The organism is Candidatus Poriferisodalis multihospitum, assembly GCF_028283155.1.
Lineage (GTDB): Bacteria > Actinomycetota > Acidimicrobiia > Acidimicrobiales > Poriferisodalaceae > Poriferisodalis > Poriferisodalis multihospitum.
The window spans coordinates 21,765-28,510 of record NZ_JAPYOK010000078.1 but is presented as its reverse complement, the minus strand read 5'-3'; the positions used below and the strand labels follow the sequence as shown (position 1 = coordinate 28,510).

Annotated in this window: 5 protein-coding genes; 4 read left to right on the top strand and 1 reads right to left on the bottom strand. The window is 68.9% G+C overall.

Translation table 11 applies throughout. The features are described 5' to 3' along the window. Positions 1-92: 92 nt before the first annotated feature. The gene (gene ligA / locus VI480_RS07300; RefSeq protein WP_323672164.1) at positions 93-2,411 is read right to left on the bottom strand and encodes an NAD-dependent DNA ligase LigA; all 2,319 of its coding nucleotides are present in this window, start codon (positions 2,409-2,411) and stop codon (positions 93-95) included. Positions 2,412-2,536: 125 nt separating this feature from the next. Here ligA and VI480_RS07295 point away from each other — a divergent pair, with 125 nt between their 5' ends. From VI480_RS07295 to gatB, 4 genes are read left to right on the top strand one after another with little or no spacing between them, the layout of a single operon-like run. Continuing rightward, positions 2,537-3,406, top strand: coding sequence for a hypothetical protein (locus VI480_RS07295; RefSeq protein ID WP_323672163.1), 870 nt, complete (start codon positions 2,537-2,539; stop codon positions 3,404-3,406). A 47-nt stretch (positions 3,407-3,453) separates the two neighbouring features. Then, on the top strand, positions 3,454-3,744 hold the full coding sequence (gene gatC, locus VI480_RS07290; RefSeq protein ID WP_323672162.1) for an Asp-tRNA(Asn)/Glu-tRNA(Gln) amidotransferase subunit GatC: 291 nt from the start codon (positions 3,454-3,456) through the stop codon (positions 3,742-3,744). Between the two features lie 30 nt (positions 3,745-3,774). Continuing rightward, entirely contained in the window at positions 3,775-5,313 is a 1,539-nt protein-coding gene (locus tag VI480_RS07285) for an amidase family protein (protein ID WP_323672161.1), read from the top strand. Next, positions 5,310-6,731 (top strand): Asp-tRNA(Asn)/Glu-tRNA(Gln) amidotransferase subunit GatB, encoded by a 1,422-nt coding sequence (gatB, locus tag VI480_RS07280; RefSeq protein WP_323672160.1) that lies wholly within the window; start codon positions 5,310-5,312, stop codon positions 6,729-6,731. Before VI480_RS07285 ends, gatB begins: the two co-directional genes overlap by 4 nt. Positions 6,732-6,746 lie beyond the last annotated feature (15 nt).

Below are 6,746 nucleotides of genomic sequence, written 5' to 3'. Positions count from 1 at the left end.
GCACCTCCACCAGATCGTCGGTTCGGCAAGCAGCCCGCATCACAGCGGACCCGACCCGACGACTGGTGGACGGTCGCCTATCGGCGCGGCCTCTAAGGCTCAGAAGCGTCGACCGTTCCGGCGGAGAGCAGGGTTCGCAGACCGTCCTCGTCGAGCACAGGCACACCTAGCTCGGCCGCCTTGTCCAGCTTGGCTTGCCCGGCGCGTTCGCCGGCAACCAGCGCGTACGTGCTCTTGTTCACCGACGAGGTGGACTTGCCGCCGCGCCGCACAATGGCCCGCTTCGTGTCGTCGCGCCCGATGAACCAGCCGTCGAGGTTGCCGCTGACCACCACTGAGCGTCCGGTCAGCACCTGTGGCGCGTCGGCACTGTCGTCAGGATCGTCGACGACATCGAAGCGGACACCCATGCCGCGCAGCTTCTCCACCAGCGCCCGGTTGTCGTCGTCGGCGAAGAAGCCCGTGACGCTCGCGGCGATGATCGGGCCGATGCCGTCGATGTCGGCAAGGTCGTCGTCGGTGGCCTCCATGATGGAATCGAGGGTGCCGAAGCGCATTGCGAGCAGCTCCGAGGCTGTCGGGCCCAAGTGCTCGATGCCGAGGCCGATGAGCAACCGGGCCAGGGGTGCCTCCCGCGCTTGGCTGATCTCTGCCACCAGGCTCGTAGCGGACTTCTCAGCGAATCCCTCGAGTCCGACGAGGTCGTCGGAGGTCAGGCCGAAGAGGTCTGCTGCGTCGGCAACCAATCCCTGCTCGTAGAGCAGGACCACGGTGCGCTCGCCGAGACCTTCGATGTCGAGCGCGCCCCGGCCCACGAAGTGCCCGATGCCCTGGATGATCCGCTCACGGCATGAACGGTTCACGCAATAGGTGTTGGCATCGCCCTCCTCGCGCACGAGACGGTGGCCGCAGACCGGACAGACGGTGGGAAACGTCCACTCGGGCAGCCCGTCGGGACGCTCGGCGAGCACGGGGCCGACCACCTCGGGAATGACGTCGCCGGCCTTGCGCACGATCACGGTGTCGCCCGGGCGCACATCCTTGGCAGCTACCTGATCTTGGTTGTGCAGCGTGGCCAGCGACACCGTCGATCCGCCGACGAAGACAGGTTCCATATAGGCGAACGGCGTGGCACGACCGGTGCGCCCGATGGAGACCATGATGTTTCGCAGCTTGGTCGTGCGTTCCTCCGGGGGGAACTTGTAGGCCACCGCCCATCGCGGCGCCCGGCTGGTGTAGCCGAGCTGCGACCGGAGCTCGAGGTCGGCCACCTTCACGACGACGCCGTCGATCTCATAGGCGGGCTTGTGGCGGTCGCGCTCCCACCGCGTGCAGAACTCCTCGACCTCGGCGAGCGTGCCGAAGGTACGGATCTCGGGATTGACCGGCATGCCGAGCTCGCCCAGGTACGCGAAGACCCTGCCGGCGTCGTTGAGATCGGGCCCGCCGGCCAGGCCGCCGACGTCGTAGCTCCAGAACGACAGGCCACGCGTCGCGACGATCGAGGGATCCTTCTGGCGCAGGCTGCCAGCAGCCGTGTTCCGGGCATTGGCATAATCGGGATGGCGGCGCTGCACATCGACCGGCGTGAGCTTGGCCAGCGATTCGAGCTTCCGCCGCTCGCTCGCCGGCATGTCGTCGGGTGCCTCGGCGAGCTGTCGCCTGGCGTCGTCCGCGGCCGCGGCGAGCGCGTGGCGAGCCTCGGCCTGCGACTCGTTCAACTCGCGGAATCTGTCCAGCGGCAGGAAGATCTCGCCGCGCACTTCGATCGCCTCGGGCACCGGTGATGCCGCGCTCAGTTCCCGGGGAATGTCCGCGATGGTCACGACGTTGGCGGTGACGTCCTCGCCCACGCGCCCGTTTCCACGCGTCGCTGCCTGGACGAGGCGTCCCTGCTCGTAGCGAAGCGATACGGCCAGCCCGTCGAACTTGAGCTCGCAGATCAGCTCCGGTTCAGGCGGGCTCACCTCGCTGCCGCTGCCGTTGCCGTCGTCGCTGGCATCGTCGGCGTCCGCGTCGTCGAACAGCGTCGGCTGCGTCGATGCAAGGCCGCGCATGACACGGCCGTGCCACGCCCGCAGCTCATCGAAGTCCATTGCGTTGTCGAGCGACATCATCGGTCTGGCATGGACGACCTCGCTGAACAGTGCCGACAGCTCGGCGCCGATGCGCTGGCTGGGCGAATTCGGATCTGCGAAGTCGGGGTAGCGCGTCTCGAGTTCGACGAGCTCGCGCTTGCGGGCGTCGTACTCTCCGTCGGGCACCGACGGCGCATCGTCCCGGTGGTACTCCACGTCGTAGCGGTTGATCAGACTCGCCAGTTGCCGCATGCGCTCGAGATCACTCTCGGCAGCGGAACTCAGCGCCGCTTCCTGGCGCTCGCCCGTCGAGTCATCGCTTTCGGAGGGCATCGCACTGCCGAGAGTACCGAGGGGCTGTGACTGCTTCGGCAGCAGCAAGACGGAGTGTTGCGGTTTCCAGCGGCAAGACTTCGCCCGTGGGAGCAACGCTGCGCGCGCACCCGACCCTGTGGTTGATGCGGCTGTTGTGGCTGGCGATGCCGTGGAGCGTGGGGGCCGCAGCGGCGGATGCGCTCGTCGCCTGCTCGGAGTCCTCGGCGCGCATCCTGAGCGCCGAACTTTGGGCTGCGTGGGCGTTCGTGCTGACGGCAACCCTGGTGCGCCGGCCATGGGCGCTCACCGTCGTGCGCATTGCCACGCCTGCCTCGGTCGGCGTGGCCATCGGTGCGGTCGTGGCCGCAGCGGCGTGGGATGCCGACCTCGCTGCCCCGCGTGCCGCCGCCGCCATCGCGGGCGCCGCCATCGCGACCGCCGTTGCGCTGCTGCCGGAGACCGGCAATTCCATGGTCGACGGCCTCAGCTACGGCAACGAGCGGCGCATGCTGCTGCGCACGCCGTTCCTGCTGGCGGTCGCTCCGATCCCGCTGGTGTGGGCGGCCGTGGTTGCCGGCATCGCCGCGCCAGCAGTGCTGTGGGCAATCGAGCAGTGGATCTGGGCCGTCGTTGTCACGGTCACCGGGCTCGCTGCGGCTGTGTTGGGATTCCGCTCGCTGCACCAACTGGCGCGCCGCTGGGTGGTGTTCGTTCCCAACGGATTCGTATTGCATGACCGCATGGCGACGCGCGAGCCGTTCCTGCTGCGACGGGCCGACATTGCGTCGCTCGCCGCTGCGCCCGCCGACATCGATCTCGCAGCCGACGACCTGGTGGACATCAGCGGCAATGCCCTCGGACCGGTGCTGCTCGTCGCTTTGAACGGCCAGGTCGAGGTGGTGCCGCGCACCACCGGCACCGCACAGGTGTTGTCGGTGTCGCAGGTGCTGTTCAGCCCGACCCGCCCCGGCGAGTTGCTGGCAGAAGCCGCCCGGCGACGAATTCCCCGCTGAGGCCGCGCCGGTACCCTGCCGCTGCAATGGGAGAGCCGACTGCAGCGATGAGCACGGACCAGGTGGCGCATGTGGCGCGGCTTGCCCGGATCGAGCTCACCTCCGACGAGATCGAGCACTACACGGGCCACTTGGGACGTGTGCTCGAGCATGCCCGTCAGCTCGAAGATCTGGATCTCGACGATGTGCCGCCGCTCGCACACCCCTACCCGCTCCGCAACGTGTTCCGTGACGATGTCGAGAGCTCGCCGGTGGACCGGGACGAGGTGCTGTCCCAGGCGCCCGCCGCTTCCGACGGGCAGTTCGAAGTGCCGCCGGTGCTCGGCGCGGAAGCCTGAGCTGGCCGTGTCCCGCTCGGTGATTGCACAATGACTTCGGCGCACGTCATCGCCTCTGAAGTGCGCGCCGGCACCCGTCGAGCAACGGATGTGCTCGAAGACTTCCTCGGCCGCGTCGCGACCCACGATGGTGATGTCCACGCGTTCAACACAGTGACGGCCGAGCAGGCTCGAGCTGCTGCAGCGGCCATCGATGCAGCAGTCGAGGGGGGCCGCGACCCCGGACCGCTGGCGGGCGTCCCCGTGGCGTTCAAAGACAACCTGTGCACGCGTGGCGTGGCCACCACCTGCTCGTCGCGGATGCTCGAAGGCTGGCAGCCTCCCTACGACGCCACGGTCGTACAGGCCATGACGGCCGCCGGTGCCGTGATGATCGGCAAGACCAACCTCGACGAATTCGCGATGGGCAGCTCCACCGAGCACTCGGCATTCGGCCCCACGCGCAATCCCTACGACCTCGCCCGGGTGCCTGGCGGCTCCAGCGGGGGCTCGGCTGCAGCGGTCGCCGCCGGCTTCGCGCCGCTGGCGCTGGGCTCCGATACCGGCGGCTCGATCCGCCAGCCTGCATCGCTGTGCGGCATTGTGGGCATCAAGCCCACCTACGGCCGCGTCAGCCGCTACGGGCTCGTGGCCTTCGCCAGCTCGTTCGACCAGATCGGCCCGTTCGCAGCCGACGTCGCCGATGCTGCGCTCGCACTCGATGTGATCAGTGGCCACGATCCTGCCGACAGCACGTCGATTCCCGCAGCCGTGCCCGACTTTGAGGCCGCGCTGGCGCGGGGCGTTGAGGGCTTGCGAGTGGGTGTCGTCAGCGAGCTGACCGGGAGCGGCCGCAATGGTGCTGCGACCGGTGGCCCAGCGCCGGGAGATGCAGCAGGCGAGGTGCTCGACGGGATCGATGCGGATGTGACCGAGCGGGTGCTCGAGGCGGCTGATGCGCTGGCCGACGCAGGGGCGACCGTCGGCAGGGTCTCGGTGCCCGCGGTCACCTACGGCCTCACGGCGTATTACCTCATCGCACCGGCGGAGGCCTCGAGCAATCTGGCGCGTTACGACGGCACTCGTTACGGGCTGCGGGTTGAGGGCGCTGACGTCGAGGAGATGAACCGCTTGACCCGCCGGGCCGGCTTCGGCGACGAGGTCAAAGCGCGCATCATGCTGGGCACCTTCGCCCTCAGCGCCGGCTACTACGACGCCTACTACGGCAAGGCCCAGCGGGTCCGCATGCTGACCCGGCGAGACTTCGACGCTGCCTACGCCGATTTCGACGTGCTGCTGTCGCCCACCTCGCCCTGCGTGGCATTCCGCTTCGGCGAGCGCGCCGACCCGATGACCATGTATCGGTGTGACACCTGCACCATCCCGTCGAATCTCTCGGGCGATCCGGCCATGTCGGTGCCGTTCGGAACCGGCGCGGAGGGCCTGCCGGTGGGCGTGCAGGTCATGGCCCCCGCGCTGGGCGAGGAGACGATGCTGACGGTGGCTGCAGCGCTGGAGCGCGCCGCGCCGCCGCTGCCGAAGCCGCCGCTGGCTGCCGTGACCGGCTCGACAGGGGCACGACGCCGATGACGGCGGGCTGGGAGACCGTGGTCGGGCTTGAAGTCCACGTCGAGCTGGCGACCGACACGAAGCTGTTCTCCGCCGCGCCCAGCCGCTTCGGCGACGAGCCGAACACCAACGTCACGCCGGTCTGCCTGGGCCTGCCCGGCTCGCTGCCCGTGCTGAATCGCCGCGCCGTCGAACTGGCCATGGCGGTGGGGCTCGCGCTCAACTGCGAGATCCGGCCGTCGGTGTTCCACCGCAAGAACTACTTCTACCCGGACATGCCGAAGGACTACCAGGTCAGCCAGTACGACCAGCCGATCTGCTCCGACGGCTGGCTCGACGTCCCGGGCGGCAGCCGGGTCGGCATCGAGCGGGCGCATCTGGAAGAGGACGCCGGCAAGACGACGCACTTAGGGGGCGCGGATGGTCGCATCCACGGGGCCGTCGGCGCGCTCGTCGACTACAACCGGGCGGGCACACCCCTGCTGGAGATCGTCTCGCGGCCCGACATCGGTTCGGCAGCAGAGGCCAGCGCGTATGTCGAGGAGCTGCGGGCGATCCTGCTGACGCTCGGCGCATCCGACGCCCGGCTGGAAGAGGGCTCGATGCGCGTCGACGCGAACATCAGCGTCCGGCCCGCCGGCTCGGACGAGTTGCGCACCCGTTGCGAGGTCAAGAACCTGAACTCGCTGCGGTCGCTGCGGAATGCAATCGACTACGAGGCCCAGCGCCACATCGAGCTGTACGCCGCCGGCGATGCCCCGGTACAGGAAACGCGCCACTGGTCCGAGGACGGGCGTACGCACTCGCTGCGTTCCAAGGAAGAGGCAGACGACTACCGGTACTTCCCCGAGCCCGACCTCGTGCCGCTGGCGCCCGACGACGAATGGATCGCCCAGGTTCGCGCCGCCATGCCCGAACTGCCGGCGTCGCTGAGCGAGCGTCTCTGCGCGCTCGGTGCCGACCCTGCTGATGCCCAGGTGATCGGCAGTCGCGGCCTCGCGCTGCTGGTGCTCGACGCAGTGGCAGCTGGCGCTGATGCGAGCCGTGCTGTGACCCATGCGGTGCAGAACTTGGCGCTGGACGGAGCCGAACTGCTCGAAGGCTCCCAGCTTGCATCGCTGGTCGAGATGGAGACTTCCGGGCAGCTCACGGCCACGCAGACCAAGACCGTGCTCGGGCAGATGTGCGAGCGGGCACCCGGCGCCGGCGCAGATCCGTCGGCGATCGCGGCTGAACTGGGCTACGAGGCCATGGACAGCGGCGAACTCGAAGCACTCGTCGACCAAGCCATTGCCGACAATCCCGACGCCTGGGCGAAGTTCTGCGCCGGAGAATCGAAGGTGGCCGGTGTCTTCGTGGGAGCGGTGATGAAGGCCACGCGGGGCCAGGCCGACGGCAAGGCGGTCAATCAGCTGCTCGCGCTTCGCCGCGACGCCTGACCGCAGGTATCGCCG